The 15,616-nt window shown below is 74.0% G+C and carries 11 protein-coding genes and 2 tRNA genes; 4 read left to right on the forward strand and 9 right to left on the reverse strand.

Translation table 11 applies throughout. The features are described 5' to 3' along the window. Positions 1-18: 18 nt before the first annotated feature. Complete coding sequence (gene folP / locus ACZ5T9_RS00250; protein ID WP_464834453.1) at positions 19-2,067, forward strand: dihydropteroate synthase; 2,049 nt, start codon at positions 19-21, stop codon at positions 2,065-2,067. Here the strand turns inward: folP and ACZ5T9_RS00255 are convergent. From ACZ5T9_RS00255 to ACZ5T9_RS00280, 6 genes are all read right to left on the reverse strand, one after another. Next, the gene (locus tag ACZ5T9_RS00255; protein WP_243149796.1) at positions 2,052-2,810 is read right to left on the reverse strand and encodes a RibD family protein; all 759 of its coding nucleotides are present in this window, start codon (positions 2,808-2,810) and stop codon (positions 2,052-2,054) included. The genes folP and ACZ5T9_RS00255 overlap by 16 nt on opposite strands. A gap of 588 nt (positions 2,811-3,398) precedes the next feature. Continuing rightward, positions 3,399-3,481: transfer RNA gene (locus tag ACZ5T9_RS00260), tRNA-Leu, on the reverse strand. Between the two features lie 75 nt (positions 3,482-3,556). After that, positions 3,557-3,640 (reverse strand) — tRNA-Leu (locus ACZ5T9_RS00265). A gap of 118 nt (positions 3,641-3,758) precedes the next feature. Beyond that, entirely contained in the window at positions 3,759-4,370 is a 612-nt protein-coding gene (locus ACZ5T9_RS00270; protein WP_464834454.1) for a lytic transglycosylase domain-containing protein, read from the reverse strand. 2 nt (positions 4,371-4,372) lie between these two features. Then, positions 4,373-5,110 (reverse strand): dephospho-CoA kinase, encoded by a 738-nt coding sequence (gene coaE / locus ACZ5T9_RS00275; RefSeq protein ID WP_464834455.1) that lies wholly within the window; start codon positions 5,108-5,110, stop codon positions 4,373-4,375. Next, on the reverse strand, positions 5,110-5,310 hold the full coding sequence (locus tag ACZ5T9_RS00280; RefSeq protein ID WP_006904413.1) for a hypothetical protein: 201 nt from the start codon (positions 5,308-5,310) through the stop codon (positions 5,110-5,112). Before ACZ5T9_RS00280 ends, coaE begins: the two co-directional genes overlap by 1 nt. A 333-nt stretch (positions 5,311-5,643) precedes the next feature. Here ACZ5T9_RS00280 and ACZ5T9_RS00285 point away from each other — a divergent pair, with 333 nt between their 5' ends. The 3 genes from ACZ5T9_RS00285 (at position 5,644) to ACZ5T9_RS00295 (ending at position 8,743) form a co-directional block, all read left to right on the forward strand. Next, a complete protein-coding gene (locus ACZ5T9_RS00285; protein WP_006904414.1) occupies positions 5,644-6,510 on the forward strand; it encodes a cell wall hydrolase in 867 nt (288 codons plus the stop codon). A 297-nt stretch (positions 6,511-6,807) separates the two neighbouring features. After that, the gene (locus ACZ5T9_RS00290; protein WP_464833340.1) at positions 6,808-7,671 is read left to right on the forward strand and encodes a cell wall hydrolase; all 864 of its coding nucleotides are present in this window, start codon (positions 6,808-6,810) and stop codon (positions 7,669-7,671) included. Positions 7,672-8,383: 712 nt separating this feature from the next. After that, positions 8,384-8,743 carry a translation initiation factor 2 gene (locus ACZ5T9_RS00295; RefSeq protein WP_464833341.1) on the forward strand — a complete coding sequence of 120 codons (360 nt, stop codon included), beginning with the start codon at positions 8,384-8,386 and terminating at the stop codon, positions 8,741-8,743. A gap of 67 nt (positions 8,744-8,810) precedes the next feature. On the opposite strand, the gene mutM is transcribed toward ACZ5T9_RS00295, so the two are convergent. From mutM to ACZ5T9_RS00310, 3 genes are all read right to left on the reverse strand, one after another. Continuing rightward, entirely contained in the window at positions 8,811-9,878 is a 1,068-nt protein-coding gene (gene mutM / locus ACZ5T9_RS00300; RefSeq protein ID WP_464833343.1) for a bifunctional DNA-formamidopyrimidine glycosylase/DNA-(apurinic or apyrimidinic site) lyase, read from the reverse strand. Then, positions 9,871-13,089, reverse strand: coding sequence for a DNA polymerase I (gene polA, locus ACZ5T9_RS00305; RefSeq protein WP_464833345.1), 3,219 nt, complete (start codon positions 13,087-13,089; stop codon positions 9,871-9,873). Before polA ends, mutM begins: the two co-directional genes overlap by 8 nt. Before the next feature lie 552 nt (positions 13,090-13,641). Further along, positions 13,642-15,540: a S8 family serine peptidase gene (locus ACZ5T9_RS00310; protein WP_464833347.1), complete on the reverse strand. Its 1,899-nt coding sequence runs from the start codon at positions 15,538-15,540 to the stop codon at positions 13,642-13,644. Between the last annotated feature and the right edge of the window lie 76 nt (positions 15,541-15,616).

A 15,616-nucleotide genomic window follows, 5' to 3' on the forward strand; every position in this document is an offset into this window, starting at 1 on the left:
AGGATGCCCTTGCGCCTGGTGGATCAGTGGCGCCGCGCCCTCACGCGAGCCCGCCGGGGCGAGCTGGCGGTGTTGCGCCAGCCCTGGCACCGGCCCGTGCCCGGCGGGACGGTGGCCCCGTACCTGGTCAAAGTGCTCTGCGCCGACGAAGGGCGCCTGGCGGCCTGGGGCACCCGCTACGGGCTTCCCGCCCGGGGCATCTGCCGCCACGGGAGCATCCCCCATTACGACCTCTGGGGCCCGCTGGCCGACCGGGCCTGGGCAGAACTGGCCCCCGCGACCCTGGGCACCGGACCGGATGCCGGCCCGGGTGAGAACGCTGAAGGGGCCGGGCCCGGCGCACCGCCTCCAGGCGGAAGCCCCTTTCCCCATCAAGGGTCATCTCCATCTCAAGGAGGAACGGTCTTGGACCACCGCAACCCCGAACGGCCTGCCGGCATCGACAGCCAGGCGCCCGGTCCCGCCCCGGCCGGAGGCGGGCCCGGCCCCCGGGCGGTGGTGGCCGTGCTGCGCGGCCCCTGGCCCGCCGGCGACGCCGCGGCCCGGCTGGTCCGGGCGGGATGGCCCGGTGCCGGCGCCCTGTACGACCGCTGGCAGCACGTCCTGGAGATCGCGCCCCTGCCGCCCGAGCTGGCCCGCCGCCTGGCCCACGAGGCCGCCGGCCAGACGGGCTTCGCCACCTGGCGCCCCTACGCCGGCGCCGCCAGCCTGCTTTTGGGCGGCTCGCTGCCCCAGCTGTGGTCCCTGGCCTGCCGGTGGGGCGGTCACGCTGCGGTCCCGGACCCGGGCAGAGGCCCGGAGCCCGGAGGAACCACGGCGGGCCTCGGCGCCCCGTTCACCGGCCGTGACCAACCCGCCTCCGGCGAGGACCTGACCCGCTCTGCCGGCCACGCCCTGGCGCGGGCTCTCCTCTCGCTGCCCCATCTCCCGCCCGGGCGGCTGGGGGCAGAGGGCGGCGCCGCCCCCTTGTCGCCCGCCGGGGTTCCTGCAGGCTCCCCGGCCGGGGGAACGGCCCCCGCCGGGCGCGGGAGGGCGGGGCCGGTTTCCGCGGCGCCGGCGGCCGGCGGCCCCTGGCCCGCCGGGGGGTTCCCGGCGGGACCCGTGCCCCTGGCCCTGGGTCCCCGCAAGGTCGACTTCCGGGGCCGCTCCCTGCTCTTTGGCCGGCGCACCCTGATCATGGGCGTGCTCAACGTCACCCCCGACTCCTTCTCCGACGGAGGCCGCTACAACGCCCCCGACCGGGCGCTGCGCCGCGCCCTGGAGATGGTGGCCGAAGGCGCCGACCTCATTGACGTAGGGGCCGAGAGCGCCAACATCGCCGCCTCCAAACCGGAACTGGAGGAGGAACTGGCCCGGCTGGTCCCGGTGGTCGAGCGGCTGGTGCGGGAGGTGGACGTGCCCATCTCCATCGACACCTACAAGGCGCCCGTGGCCGAAGCGGCCCTCGAGGCCGGTGCCCACATCATCAACGACATCAGCGGCCTGCACGCCGACCCCGACCTAGCGGCCGTCTGCGCCCGCTACGGTGCCGGGGTGGTGATCATGCACCTGCAAGGCCACCCGCGGCGCCTGGCCCGGGAACCCCGCTACGACGACGTGGTGCTGGACGTCGCCCGCTACCTGGCCGAGGGCGTGCAGCGGGCCCTGGCCGCCGGCGTGCGCCCCGAAGCCATTGTGGTCGACCCCGGCATCGGCGTGGGCAAGCGCACCCGGCACAACCTGGAGATCCTGGAGAACCTGGGCGCCTTCCGCAGCCTGGGATACCCCGTCCTGCTGGGCGCCTCGCGCACCTCGGTGATCGGGAACATCCTGGAGACGCCCATCGGCGACCGGCTGGAGGGCACGCTGGCCACCACGGCCCTGGCCGTGGTCCACGGCGCCGACATGGTGCGCGTCCACGACGTGCGGGCCAACGCCCGGGTGGCCCGCATGGCCGACGCCCTGGTCCGCGGCTGGGACGAACCGGCCGGCGGCTGGCCCTTCGACGCCGTCACCGGCCGGCAGCGCCGGCCCCTGCGGGAACTCGGGCGGCTGCCGGTTCGTCCGGGAGATCAGTCCAGGACGTGATAGCGCAGGTAGAGCTCTCCCTCGTGGAAGAAGGCGCTGGCCAGGCTGAGGCGGACCAGGGGATCCAGGGCACGGGGCCCCATCACCATGGTCTTGTCCTCGGCGTAGCCGGCGATCTTGGGCGCCACCGTCCAGAAGAGCTCATCCACCACGCCGGCCTCCAGCATGGCGAAGTTCACCGTGGGGCCGCCCTCGCTGAGCAGGCGCCGGATGCCGTAGCGCTCCCGCAAGAGGGCCAGGGCCGCCCGCATCTCCACCTGCTCCTCCCCCGCGAAGGCCACGTCGGCCACCTGGCGCACGGCCTCCACCTTGTCGGCGGGGGCCGCCCGGCGCGTCAGCACCAGCGGCCGCCGCGGCGCTTCCCGGAAGAACCGGGCGTCCAGGGGCAGGTCGCAGGAACCGGTGATCACCACCGGCAGGGGCTGGGGCGGCAGGCCCCGGGCCTGCCGCCGCTCGGCGTACTCGGCGGGCACGCGGGGCGGCACGTCGTAGGCCCGGACGGTACCGGCGCCGCGCAACACGGCGTCCACCGGCGCCCGCAGCCGGGCCATGAGGCCGTGGTCCACCTTGCTGCCGATGGGCTCCTGGATGGCGCCGCGGCCCATGGTGACCTTGCCGTCCACGGTGGAGACCATGTTCACCAGCACGTAGGGACGGTGGGGTGGCCCGGCGGGAAGATCCAGGTCGTCGTAGATGGTAAGAGGATCGGGCCACGGTCGCGCCTCCGGGAAGAGCTGCTGCACGGGTGTCACCTGCCTTTGCCTTGCCGTAGTCCGGCTCGGGTCCTGGGCGGGCCGGCGCCAGCCCGCAACGACCCGCCGCCAGGGCCGCCGGCCCCGGCCTGCCGCCCGCCGCGTCCGGCCCTGGCCTGCCGCCCGCCGCGTCCGGCCCTGGGCGCCCGCCGCACCCAGCCCTGGGCCGCCCGCCGCCGGGGGCCGCCCGCACGACCCCGCGGCTCCCCTCCCGGCGCCGGACCACGGGCGGACGGCACCGGCGTGCCGCCTGGGCGGCGCCGGCAGCACCACCTCACGGCGCGGGATCGCGCCGCATGTGACGAGGTGGCGACGCCCGGTGCACGTCGCCGCCGGCCGGGCGCCGGCACGGCCTGGATGCCCCTTCCAGGGACGGGCTCCGGCTTGATCTTATCCTTTGCCGCAGGCCCGCGAAAGCGGCTCCGCGCCCGCGCCAGGGAGGCGCAGCAGGCGGGGAGCCGGAGGCCTCAGACCCTCGGGCGAGGCCGCCCGGCCGCATCCGCGCAGGCCGGGTGCAGAAAGCGAGAAGGCGCCGGGCGGCGTGGCCTGGTTACCACGCCGCCCGGCGCCTCTGTCCTGTGCGAGGGGCGGGACTCGAACCCGCACGGGATAAACCCACACGCCCCTCAAACGTGCCTGTCTGCCAGTTCCAGCACCCTCGCACGGCCGCCCGGCCCTTCCGGGCCAACGGCTTTCTTTCTGGACGGGAAAGGCGGACAGGATTTCCTGTCCGCCGGTGCCGAAGGTGGGATTCGAACCCACACGGGCGTAAGCCCACGGCGCCCTGAACACCGCGTGTCTGCCAGTTCCACCACTTCGGCATGCTCGCTGCCGGCTCGACCGGCTGCGCAGTTCGTAATATAGCACCTGCATGCGCCCGGCGCAAGCCCCTCCTGGCCGGCGACGGAGCAGGGCCGGTGGCGGTGAGGAAGGCCGGGCCTACCGGCCCAGGCGCTCTTCCACTGCCGCCGTGCCGGCCGCCGCCAGCTGCTCCACCCTGCCCCACACGGCCGGCAGGTGACGGTAGAGCCAGCGGTAGACCCGGTAATCCCGCAGCACGCCGGCGACGAAGTGGCGGGTCTCCGGAAAGGGGATGTCGCCCGGCCCCTGGGCGGGGTGCCAGTGACCCCGCGCCATCCAGTCCGCCACCGTTCCCTCCCCACCGTTGTAGGCGGCCAGGGCGGCCACGGGATCCCCGCCGAACCTGTCCAGCAGGTAGGCCAGGTACCAGCACCCGAGGCGGAGGTTGACCTCCGGCTCGAAGAGCCGGTCCGGGTGGAAGCCCTCGATCCCCAGGCGGGAGGCCGCCCACGCGCCCGTCTCGGGCATGAGCTGCATCAGGCCGCGGGCACCCCGGCTGGACACGGCGCGGGGCTCGAAACCGCTCTCCCGCCGGATCACCGCCGCCACCAGCAAGGGGTCCAGCCCGCACGTCCGGGCTTCCCGCTGAATCAGCGCCGCCATCGGCACGGGATAGGCCGCGTACAGGACGGCCATTGCCACCAGCGCGGCCACGGCCAGGGTCGTACCCCACCCCAGCCAGCGCACCATGTTCAGCACCCGCTGCCTCCCTCCGCACCGGTACGGCGACCGGAACCCGCCCGGTCCCCCGGACGGTCGCCGGGCCTGGAGCCCTGCCAGGTCGCGGAGCCCTCTTCACGCAACACGTGCCGGCGCCACGCTGCCTCCACCTGGCGGCGGGTCGCCTCCAGGTCGCCGCCGTTGTCGATCACCACATGAGCCCGGGCCGCCTTCTCCTCCAAGGGCATCTGCGCCGCCATGCGCCGTTCCAGCTCTTCCGGGGAGAGGTCGGGGTCCCGCTGCCGCAGGCGCTGGAGGCGCACGCCGCGCGGGGCGGTGACGACCCAGATCTGGTCGACCAGCTTCTCGGCCCCGACCTCGAAGAGCAGGGGCACGTCCCACACCACCGCCGGATGGCGTCCTGCCGCCATCAGGGCGCCGATGCGATCCCACGTGCGCTTGCGAACGGCGGGATGAACGATGCCCTCCAGCGCCTTGCGTGCCGCATCATCGCCGAAGACCCGGCGTCCCAGGGCCCGCCGGTCCAGGGTGCCGTCAGGACGCAGGATACCGGGGCCGAAGGCTTCCACCAGCCTGGCCAGGGCCGGCTCGCCGGGTTCGACCACCTCGCGGGCGATGGCGTCGGCGTCCACCACGGCGGCACCCAGGGACGCCAGCATGGCTGCCACGGAACTCTTGCCGCTCCCGATGCCGCCCGTCAGACCGATCAGCAGGGGCCGGCGGGCGGCGCGGGCGCCGCCGCCCGGCATCACAGGTCGACCCGCCGGCCGCCCAGTTTCTCCAGAGAGCTCTCCCGCAACGGCTTTTCGGAGCTGATGGTCAGCCGCCAGCGGCCGCCCTCCAGGGGCTTGATGGCCAGTTCCCCCGTCACGCCCAGGTTCTGGCGCAGGCGCTGGACCGCCGCCTCCAGCTTCTTCTCGTCTTCGAATTCCAGGGCCACCACCATCATGGGGCCTCCCTCCCATCCCCGCCCGGGCGATGCCCGGCGGCCGCCACGATGATCCCGCCCGGATTATACCGCCTGCCGGGGCCGGCGGCGAAAGCCGGATGCCAGGCCCCATGCCGGCAGCTGCCGCCGCCGGGCGCCTGCACTGAACGGACGCGAGCACCCGCTTCCTGCCTGGCCGGAGACGCCTTCCTGCCGGATGCCGATATTTTTCCTATTCTGTTGAACCCATACCCGATGACCATGGATTCAATAATGCCACGTAAATAGCGACTTTTTATAATTTCAACGACAACCGTAGATATAAGTCCCTTTCGGAAGCAAGGAGGGAATGAAATGCGGGCTACAGCGATGGAGCAGGCTACCCCGCCGGCCCGAAGCTTGACCGGCCGGGGCGGCCGGAGCCGGCGCCCGGGGCTGCCCCTGGTGGGTGCGGCCCTGGCGCTGGCCTTCGTGCTGTCCGGGCCGGCGGCGGCCCTGGCCATCGCCGCGAAGCCCTCGGAACAGGGCGGTGTCGCCGGGGCGGCAGGGTCCGGTCCGGTGGCCGTGACGGCGAAGGCAAGCCTGGCCGGGGCCGAGGACGAGAAGAGCGCCACCACGGGTGGCCTGGTGGCAGCGGTCCAGCAGGCCGAGCAGCGGGCCGCGGACCGGGCCGAGAAGGCCGGTGGGCGGAAGAACCCGGCCGGCTCGCCGGACCGGGCCGGCGCGGCAGGCGGTGACGAGCGCCAGGAGGCGGCGGCAGCCGGCTCGGCCCGGGAGCGCGGGCGCGCTGCCGGCCCGGCGCGTACGCCTGGTACCGGGCAGGCCGGTCTGCGGGCCCAGGCGCGGGAGCGCGCCATGCACCTGACTCCCCGGGAACTGCGGCTTCTGGCCCAGATGATCGAGGCGGAGGCCGGCGCGGAGCCCTACGAGGGCAAGGTGGCGGTGGGCGCCGTGATCCTGAACCGGGTGCGCAGCCCCCTGTTCCCGGACACGGTCGAGGAGGTCATCTTCCAGCCCTGGCAGTTCGAGCCCGTCCTCAACGGCTGGTTCTGGCGGGAGCCCAGCGCCGCTTCCTGGCGCGCCGCTCGCGATGCCGCCCGGGGTCTGGACCCCACCGGCGGAGCCCTTTACTTCTGGAACCCGGCCAAGTCCGGGTACCAGCCCCACCTGGAGTCCCGCCCCAGCGCCGGCTGGATCGGCAATCACCGCTTCGCCTACTGAGGTTGGAGTTCGTTCCGGACCTCGCGAGCCAGCCCTCGCGAGGTCCGGACTGGCTGTTGCAACGCGAGGTCCGGACCTGGCTATTGCGAGCGGTGGCTCCTTCTCGATCCCACGCGATGGCTCCACCCGGGGGGCGGGCGCCGTGACCGGCGCCCGCCCCCCGGTTTTTACCAATCCCTTGCCATTTATCCCTCCCGGCTCTACAGGAAACATTTTGCTAATGCCTGCGAATATTGCAGTTTTCTATAATTCGTTTCGTCCATGTTACATCCAGATTTCGTCCGGGGAGGGAGACGCATGGCGAATTGTCGGTGGCGGCGCGCGCTGGCCGGCCTGCTGGCCGGGGTGAGCCTGTCCGTCCTGGCCGTGGTGGGCAGCACGGTCCCGGCGGCGGCCTCCGGGGGCGGTCCTGCCTTCGTCACCCATTACGTCCAGCGCGGCGAGACCATCTGGAAGATCAGCCGCAAGTACGGGGTTCCGATGGACGACATCGTGCAGCTGAACCGCCTGCCGTCGGCCAGCGTGGTCTGGGCCGGCACCTACCTGGCGATCCCCAGGATCGACCGCTACGACATCTACACCGTGCGGCGGGGCGATACCCTGTTCAAGATCGCCGCCGCCTACGGGCTGGCGGCCGCCGAGCTGCAGCGAGCCAACGCCCTGGCCGGTGACCTGATCCTGCCCGGACAGCGGCTGATCGTGCCCCTGGGTGGTGCGACGGGCGCGCCCTCGGGCGGGACTGCCGCGGCGGCACCCGCGCCGGCTCCCTCCCGGTCGCAGGCAGGCGGGCAGGGGGTGCGCGCGACCGACTATGAACTGCGCCTGCTGGCCCAGATGGTCGAGGCCGAGGCGGCCGGCGAGCCCTACGTGGGCAAGGTGGCCGTGGCGGCCGTGATCCTCAACCGGGTGAAGAGCCCGCTGTTCCCCGATACCGTGGCGGGCGTGCTGTTCGAGCCGTACCAGTTCGAGCCGGTGCTGAACGGGACCTTCTGGCAGGAACCCAGCGCCGAGTCCTGGCAGGCGGCCATCGACGCGGTCAACGGCTGGGATCCCACGGGCGGCGCCCTCTACTTCTGGAATCCCGTCAAGTCGGGCTACCAGCCCTTCCTGGAGAGCCGGCCCAGCGCGGGCTGGATCGGCAACCACCGGTTCGCCTACTGAGGTTCCCTTCCGGCGGTGCCGGCCGGCGCCGGCCCTGGCGGCGACACCATCCCGCACGGGCCCGGGGCGACGGGCGGGGTGGACGCCGGGATTGACGATGCAGGACTCCATCGGGCACGGTCCCCGGCCGCCGGCCGGGGACCGAAGGCAGGGGCGGGGACTCAGGGTCCCCGCCCCTGGCCTTGCTCCGGCAGGTTCCAGGCCGTTGGCTGCGCGGCCGGTGGCGAAGGCCTTCCGCTCCCCCGCCGGTCTGCGCGCCCCTGCGGGCGCCCCCGTGTCCCGCCCCATTGCCTTCCACGATTGGACCGGCCTCCAGTCGGCCACGCTAGTATAGTCCAACCCCGGCCACCGGCCGCAGCGGGAACTGCCCGGGACCGGGCCGCCGCAGGGTCACGCCGGCCGCCGTCCCCGGTGCGGACGGTCCACGCGCGGGCCGGCGGGTTGCCAGGCGGCGGTCCGTACGGGCCCTGACCCGGGCCGGTTCCCGGCACAGATTCGACCTGCGCCATGGAGTGCCGCCCCCTGCGGTGCCGGCGATGGGGGCGGGAACCCGAGACGGGGTGGACCGGCAAAGGAGCGGGAAGCGATGACAGGACCAGATGGCAGGCCGCGCCCCGGTGAAGGTCGCGGTGCTCCGGCAAACCAGGGAGGGAGCCAGGGCGGGGCCCTGCCCCCGGGCGACCCGGAGGGCGCGGCCAGCGGGCCGGCCCGGGTGAGGCCGGACGGCCGCCGCGGCCGCCCGGTTCAACCGGAAGCGGGGGCCCCTGAGCCCGACGACCTGACCGCTGCCGGCGCACCGGCCTCCTTCACCGACGACGACCGCTGGATCGACGAGCTGGAGGACCTGGCGGACAGCCAAGCCCGTGCCATGGGCATCCGGCCCCAGGTGGAATTCGAGGTGCCGGGCTTGCGGGTGACCGCGGACATCGGCGGGGAGGAACCCGGCCGCACCGCGTACGGCGCGCCGGAAGCGACCCGGCCGGCACCTGGCGAGGGCGGGCCCGCCACGCCGCCCGGTGCCGCCCGCCGCCCCGGCACCCGCCACGGCGGTGCGCCAGGACCCCGGAGATAGATCCCGGGGCCCGTCCCGCGGTTCCGATGGAGCAGGCGGCAGGGAGCCGGTTGCCAAGCCGGCGGGCTCAGCTTGCCGAGCCGCGCGGGACCGGGCACCACCCGGGTCCGCTCGGCTGGCAGCGAGGGCAGTAGTGGCTGGTGCGGCCGGCCAGGCGCAAGGCTGCCACGGGGGTGCCGCAGCGGGGGCAGGGGAGGCCCTCCCGGTCGTAGACCGCCAGCCGGCGGCCAAACCGGCCTTCCCGCCCCAGCCCGTCGCGGTAATCGGAGAAGGTGGTGCCACCGGCCGCCACGGCCTCCCGCAGCACGCTGCGGATGGCCCGGGCCAGGCGCGCCACCTCCTGGCCCGTCAGGGATCCTGCCGGCCGGGCCGGGTGGATGCGGGCGCGGAAGAGGGCCTCGTCGGCGTAGATGTTGCCGAGCCCCGCCACCACCCGCTGATCCAGGAGCACGGCCTTGATGGGCGCCCGGCGCCCGGCCAGGCGCCGGCCCAGTTCGGCGGCGCCGAAGCGGCGGCTGAGGGGTTCAGGCCCCAGGGTGTAGAGGCCTTGCAGGCCGGTTCCTCCGTGGGGTCCCTCCGGGACCGTGCCCCCCGCCCGGCGCTTTGCCGGCCGGCCGCGGGCGCGGGCCAGGGGGTTGTCCGGCAGCAGGTACAGCCGGCCGAAGCGGCGCACGTCGGAGAAACGCAGTTCCTCCCACGACCGACCCGGACCGGGCTCAAGCTCGAACACCACGTGGGTGTGAGGCGGCCGCGGCTCACCCCGCCGCGCCAGGGTAAGCCGGCCGGTCATGCGCAGGTGGATCGCCAGCCACAGCCGCCCGCCACCCGGCCCGGCCGGACGAACCCGCCTCCCGGCCGGTTCGTCCGGGAGCACGGGCGTGGTGTTGAGCCCGGACCCGGCCGCAGGATCCCCCGCCGCCTGGTGCAGCTCAATGAGCAGGTACTTGCCCCGGCGGGCAAAGCGGCCAAAACGGGTTCCCTCCAGAACGACCCGAAAGGCCTCCGGCCCGATGGCCTCCCCCCCGGTACCGCACACCACCTCGGGCCGCAGGACGTGGACCCGGGTGATCCGGGCGCCGGCCAGATGGCGTTCCAGGTCGCGCCGGATGGTCTCCACCTCGGGCAGTTCAGGCACCGGCGTCCACGGCCTCCATCTCGTACCAGTTGGCACCGGATTTGACCTCGACCACCAAGGGGACGTCGAGGCGGAAGGCGCCTTCCATCTCCCGGCGCAGCAGGGCGGCCACGGCCGCCACCTCCGCGTCGGGGGCTTCCACCAGCAGCTCGTCGTGGACCTGCAGCACGATGCGGGCCCGCAGCCCCTCTTCCACCAGGGCCCGGTGGACGCGGATCATGGCCAGCTTCATGATGTCGGCGGCGGTGCCCTGGATGGGCGTGTTGATCGCCACCCGCTCGGCGTTCTGCCGGATGTGGAAGACCCGGTGCCGGATCTCGGGCACCGGCCGCCGCCGCCCGAGCAGCGTGGTCACCTCGCCCTGCTGGCGCGCCCGCCGCACCGTCTCCTCCATGTACCGCTTCACGCCGGGATACCGCTCGAAATAGCGTTCCATGAAGCGGCGGGCGTCGGCGCGGTCGATGCGCAGGGCGCGGGCCAGCCCGAAGTCCGTCTGGCCGTAGGCCAGGCCGAAGTTCACCGCCTTGGCCACCCGCCGCTGCTCGGGGGTCACCTGCTCCAGGGGCACCCCGAAGATCTCGCTGGCCGTCCGGGCGTGGACGTCCTGCCCCTGGGCGAAGGCCTCCACCAGGCCGGGGTCGCCGCTGTAGTGGGCCAGGACCCGCAGCTCGATCTGGGAGTAGTCGGCGGCCACCAGCCGGTGTCCCGGCGGCGCCACGAAGGCGCGGCGCAGGGAGCGGCCGGGTTCGTCCCGGATGGGGATGTTCTGCAGGTTGGGCTGGGTGCTGGAGAGCCGGCCCGTGGCCGCCACCGTCTGCTGGAAGGTGGTGTGGATGCGGCCGTCGGGGCCGATGTGCTCGGCTAGCCCGTCCACGTAGGTGCCCTGCAGCTTGACCAGCGACCGGTATTCCAGCACCAGCTCGGCGATGGGGTGGCGGGCCGCCAGGGTCTCCAGGACCTCGGCGTCGGTGGAATAACCCGTCTTCGTCTTCTTCACCACGGGCAGGCCCAGCCGTTCGAACAGGATCTGGCCCAGCTGCTGGGTCGAGTTGATGTTGAAGGTCTGCCCCGCCAGCTCGTAGATCTGCTCGGCCAGTTCCTGGCTGCGCCGGGTGAAGAGCCGGCCCAGCTCCTCCAGCTGGCGCCGGTCGACGGCGATGCCCGCCTCTTCCATGGCGGCCAGCACCGGCACCAGGGGCAGCTCGATCTCCCGGTAGACCCGCTCCAGCCCCCGAGCCGCCAGCTCGGCTTCCACGGCAGGGCGGAGCCGGGCGCACAGGGCCGCATCCCGACCCAGCAGGGAGGAGGTGCATACGGCGGGGTCGCCGGGGCGGTCGGCGGGCCCCTCCTCCAGGTCCCAGCCGAAGAACTGGCGGGCGGTGTCCACCAGGTGGTAACGGTTGCGCACCGGGTCGAGCAGGTAGGCGGCCAGCTTGAGATCCGTCACCGGTGCCGGAAGAACGGGCCGGACGTGCCGGACGTGCCGGCCCGCCCGGGCGGGCGGCCCTTCACCCTCCGGGCTCTGGGCGGTCTGGGCGGCAGGATCCGGGTCCTCCCCTGCCGCGCCCGCCCGGCGGAGCAGCCACCGGTACAGGGGCTTGAGGTCGAAGCCGGCCAGCGGCCGGCCGGACAGCGCCTCCCGGACGCGACCGACCGCGTCCCCGGCGGCGTCCTCCGGCTCTCCCGCCAGCCAGGCGCCCACCCTGCCCGCCGCGGCCAGGCCGAGCCCTGCCAGCACGGCACCGGCACCCCCCTGGGGACCTTCCGCCTCCCCCAGCCAGGCGGCGACCACCGCCACGTCACCGCCGGCCGCGGTCGCATCGGTTTCGCCCGGGTCCGGAGAACCCTGGGCAGTACCGGCGGCAAGGCGGCCCAGGGCCTCATCGAGCCAGGCGGCCACGTCCCCGGCAGACAGCGGCTCGACCTGAACAGGCAGACCCGCTCCTTCTTCCCTGGATCCTTCTTGCCTGCCCCCCTCTCTCCGGGCTCCTGCTGCCCCGACCTCGTCCTCCCCGGCTCCCACGCCCCCCTGGGCCACGGCGGCCGTCCCCGGCGCGCCGGCGGCACCGCCTGCACCTTCACCGGGCGGTTCCGCGGCCACCTGTCCGGCCTGGGGCGTGCGCTGGCCCAGGCCCAGGCGGTCGAGCAGGCTGCGGAACTCCAAGCGCAAGAGCAGGGGCCGCAAGAGCCCGGCATCGGCAGGCCGGCGGCACCAGCGCTGGGGGTCGAAGTCCACGGGCGCGTCGGTGCGGATCCGGGCCAGATCCCGGCTCAGGCGGGCCTGATCGGCGTACTCTTGCAGCGCCTGGGGCAGCTTCTTGCCCCCGGCCGCCTCGGGGTTGGCCAGCACGGACTCCAGATCGCCCAGCTGCTGGATCAGCTTGAGGGCGGTCTTCTCGCCGATGCCCGGCACGCCGGGGATGTTGTCCGACGGGTCGCCCATCAGCGCCTTGACGTCCAGGTACTGGGCCGGGTCGATCCCCATCTCCTCCCGGATCCGGGCGGCGTCATAGCGATGCACGTCGCTGATGCCTCGCCGGGTGAGGAGCACCTCGATGCCGTCGCCCACCAGCTGTAGCACATCCCGGTCGCCGGTCACCAGCAGCACCCTGCCCACACCCGCCTCCCGGGCGCGGCGGGCCAGGGTGCCCAGGAGGTCGTCGGCCTCGTAGCCGTCGTGTTCCACCATGGGGATCCCCAGGGCGGGCAGGATCTCCTTGACCACCGGGAACTGGCTGCGCAGGTCGTCGGGGGTTTCGGGCCGGTGGCCCTTGTACGCGGCATACCGCTCGACCCGGAAGGCGGGCAGCCCCCGGTCGAAGGCCACCACCGCGTACCGCGGCCGCTCCTCCTCAAGGAGGCGGAGCAGCATGGTGAGAAAGCCGTAGACGGCGTTGGTGGGCAGGCCGTCGGCCGTGGTCAGGGGAGGCAGGGCGAAGAAGGCCCGGTACATCAGGCTGTGCCCGTCGATCAGGACCAGCTTGTCTTCGAGTTGCGCCGGGTCGGGCGCCAGCAGGTCCTCGGGGCGGGATGGGGCACCGGTGCCCCGGCCCTGGGAGCGCTCCGTCCCTCCCCGGCGCCCCCCGCCGGTGCTGCCCTCCTGCCCCGCCGGCGGGGTCTTCGCCCCCCCGGCCGCCGGCCGGGGCCGGCTTCCTCCTGCCCGGGTCGCACCCGGCGACCCGCCCACCTGTGGCTGGCGATCGGCGTCCATCGGCGTGCTGCCCCCTCCCCGCGACAACCGCGCCCGGCGGCTGCCGTGCCTCCGTGCCCGTCGTGTCCCCATGGGGTGACGGGGTTCGTCCCGTCCATTGTAGCACCGGCCACCACCGCTCCGGCCGCGTTGCGGGGCCTGGGGGCGTCGCCGGTCTCGGACGGCCGTGCCGGCCTTTCCTGATCGTTCTACCGGCGGACCGGCGGGCCGGCGGACCGGGACGCCCAGGATGCCCCTCAAAACCGCCGGGCCCTCCGGCCGCCTGGCCGGAGGGCCCGGGGCACCCTCGATTGGCGGGCCGGCCATGGACCGGCCTCAGGAGCTGGGCCGAGCCTGCCGGCGGCCCCTTCCCCGCGGTGACCGGTCATCCTGCGGGCCGCCATGAACTCCCCGGCGAGCCGCAGCCCCGCCGCCCCTACCCCGCGGAGGTCCGAGACCCGTCACCCCATCCTGCACCGATCCAACGGAGACCGGTGACCGGGACCCTGCCACCCGCCGTCCTACCGGAACCGGCACGGCCGGCGGGACCCGCCACCGGACCGGCAACGGGTGCTAACGGTAGCTGGTGTCCAGGTGGTAGCTCCCCGCGCCCGCGTAGCTGTAGACCTCCACCCGGTAGGTCCCCGTCGTCGAGGGCTGGTAGAGGATCTGCTCCTGCCGCGCCGTTCCCTCGGAGCGCGCCACCAGGCGTCCGGCCGGATCGTACAGGTAGAGGTCGAAGTCCGGGCTGCAGCTCCAGAGGCCGCAACTGGGGTTCGAGGCCATGTTCATGGTCAGGCCCAGGGGGCGGGTGGCGTCGGTGACGGTCACGCTGTAGAGGTCACCGTCGCCGCTGCCCGAAAGGGACCCCGCCCAGTAGGCGTGCTGCAGGCCGTCGCTGAAGCTGCCGCTGTACCCGCCGGCGGCCTTGACCGCGTTGTAGGCGATGCTGATGCCGGCGCCCCAGTCGATGTCCTTGCCGCCCGGGCCGAAATCCTTCACGTTGCCCGAGGCGGTGAGCAGGTTCTTCACCTGGGAGGGCGTGAGCCCGTAGTTGGCGTCCAGCATCAGGGCCGCCGTGCCGGCGATGAAGGGCGTCGCCATGGACGTCCCGCTGTAGGTCACGTACCCGGTGGTCGAACCGGCCTTGGCCGCGGTGATGTTGCGGCCCGGGGCGGTGACGTCGGGCTTGACGCGCCCGTCGGCCGTGGGCCCCCGGCTGGAGAACTCGGCCAGGACCCAGCCCCGCTCGCCGGGATCGTACACGGCCCCCACGGTGACGGCGCCGGCCGCCGCACCCGGGGTCCCGATGGTGCAGCGGTTGGGCCCCTCGTTGCCCGCCGCCACCATCATCACGATCCCCGCCGCCACGGCGTTGTTCACCGCCGTGGACAGCGAGTCGGTGCCGTCGGAGCAGCCGGCGGCTCCCAGGGACATGTTGCCGATGCGGATGCCGTAGGTGTCCTTGTTCCGGACCATCCAGTCGATGCCGCTGAGGATCTGGGAGGTGGTGCCGCTGCCCTGCTGGTTCAGGACCTTGATGCCCACCAGCGCCGCTCCCGGCGCCACGCCGGTGTAGGCGGCGTTCCCCTCGCCGGTACCGGCGGCGATGCTGGCCACGTGGGTGCCGTGGCCGTTGTCGTCGTAGGGGGTAGTGCGGCCCCGCACGGCGTCGTACCAGCCGATCACCTTCCCGCCGTCCAGGTCGACGTGGGTCGCGTCGATGCCCGTGTCGATGACGGCGATCACCACGTCGGTACGGGAGTAGGCGGTGGGCCGCCCGTCCCGGTCGCCCGTGACGCCGAAGTCGCTCCAGGCCTGGCGAACCCCGGTCCAGGTGGTGGCGGTGCCGAGATGGGCGCGGACAGGCCGGTCCGGCTCGATGACGGCCACCTCAGGCTGCTGGGCCAGGGCGCGGATCTGTCCGGGGGTCAGGCGCGCCGCGAATCCTTCCAGGGCGTGCTGCCAGGAGGGACCGGCCGCGAAGCTCCCCACCGCCGCCTGCCACCGGCCGACCAGCCGGTGCACGCCGCCTTCCCGCCCCAGGGTCCCGGGCCGCAGCCGGACGATCACCGCCTGGCGGTCGCCAGGTGACGCCTGGGCCAGCCAGTCCTCGAGATCCTGGCTCACCCGGTCCCCGTCGGTGTCCGTCAGGACGGGTAGAATGCCGGCGGGCCGCGCCGCTCCGGCGGGCTCCTTTCCGCTTGCCGCCGCGCCGTCGCCGTCCCCACCGGCTGCCGCCCCGGGTCCGGATGGCGCCGAGGGAGCACCGGCCGCTGCGACCGTCACCGCCGAAAACAGCGGGCTGCCGGCCCCCCGGCCCGGCCCCGGCGACGCCGCCACGGCAGCCAGGGCCTGGCCCAGGGAGAGCAGGATCAGGCTCCCGGCGGCCGCCCAGGCCCCCAGCCGGCGCCGCCAGGACCGGCACCGCAGGCCAACCCCCGTGGGTACGGAATGACGCCGTGAACCCATGGCGCATCCCCTCCTTGCAGGATCTGGGGATGCCAATTACGAGGTCTGCCCCCGGTCTCCTTGATGCCGCGGGCCC

The organism is Thermaerobacter nagasakiensis, assembly GCF_055396825.1.